Source organism: Agarivorans sp. OAG1, assembly GCF_037076485.1.
Classification (GTDB): Bacteria; Pseudomonadota; Gammaproteobacteria; order Enterobacterales; family Celerinatantimonadaceae; genus Agarivorans; species Agarivorans albus.
This window is the reverse complement of the sequence record NZ_AP028990.1, coordinates 2,001,784-2,003,163: the sequence shown is the minus strand read 5'-3', so window position 1 is coordinate 2,003,163 and position 1,380 is coordinate 2,001,784. Positions and strand designations below refer to the sequence as shown.

Genomic DNA, 1,380 nt, shown 5'->3' with positions numbered 1-1,380 from the left:
TCCTGACACAAAAACTAATAAAAATAAAACACAACGCAAATGCCTGCGGTTATACATCCATGTTCTCCAAAAGCGATCATTCGCAAATAAATTTAGTGGTACTAACGATGAAAACTACTTAGAGAAGGCAACAAGTAAATGATAACTCCCCTGCATCCATACAAAGAAATATCTACCATTTCATCTCATACTGTTAATAACCAGCGGATATTAACTTACTCAACCAACCTACTCAATATCAATATGAACATTTTAATCAATAAAATCATAATATCTAATATCCTGCCACAAATGATTAACATTCAGCCAATATCACAAGGTAACAGTCAAAAAATCATCAACAAAACCAAAACATTATGCTTGCATCCAAATTTTTATACACATCAGTGAAAAGAACTAGAGCGGTATAACACCTTAACAAAAACTAAAATCTACCCATATCAGACATTAATTAATAATATTGTTTGTAAATTAATAGAAAGGAGATGATAATTGCCAACTTGTATTATTTAGTCTTTTTGTACATAAGGATGTAACAAGTTTGCCATGCAAGGAAATAAAGTAGCAGGTCTAGCACTGATATTGTTAACTTCAACGTTGCTTAATGGGTGCGAAGATAGCAATGTATTAGCGAAAGTTGGTGATAAAGAAATAACTAGAAGTGATTTCGAAGCCTACCTTACGTACAAAAGAATTCCACAAAATGATATAGCAATACAAGAAAAAGTATTAAACGACTTAGTTTATAAAGAGTCTTTAGCTCAAGAGATTGCCAAAGAAAACACTATTAACGAGCAAGTTATCGCTGCAGAAGTAGCTGATTTAAAGCGCCAGCTCTATATAAATCGCTACTTCGAAAAATTTTTAGCTGAGCGCGTTAGCGGTGACATGGTTCGAGCATATTACGCAAACAACATCTCACTTTACGAAACTAAGCAAGCACGTGTTGCACACATTCTAGTTAGAACAAACAACAGGATGAGTGAACAAGAGCGGCAATCCAAACTCACTTTGGCCCGTCAAATACATAGCCAATTAACATCTGGAGAAAACTTCCAAGCAATTGCTAAATCTGTATCGGAAGATACTGTTTCAGCCAATAAAGGTGGCGATCTTGGTTGGTTATCTGAAGGAGCAGTGAGTCCAGAGTTCTCTTCAATAGCTTTCAAATTGAAACAAGGTGAAATTTCAGAACCTTTTAGCACTGTTTTTGGTTTTCATATCGTTACTCTACTCGAAGAACCGCAAACTGCGCGAAAACCTTTAGAAGCAGTTGAAGGTTCAATTCGTTATCAGCTTCGCAGTGAAGCAAAATCTGCAGAGATTGAGCGACTTAAGCAAGACGTAAAGGTAACTAAACAAGCTATAAAAGAGTAAAAC

Annotated in this window: 1 protein-coding gene; it reads left to right on the top strand. The window is 35.4% G+C overall.

What is annotated here, in order from left to right; translation table 11 throughout:
- Positions 1-546 precede the first annotated feature (546 nt).
- Complete coding sequence (locus tag OAG1_RS09345) at positions 547-1,377, top strand: peptidylprolyl isomerase (RefSeq protein WP_338626015.1); 831 nt, start codon at positions 547-549, stop codon at positions 1,375-1,377.
- Positions 1,378-1,380 lie beyond the last annotated feature (3 nt).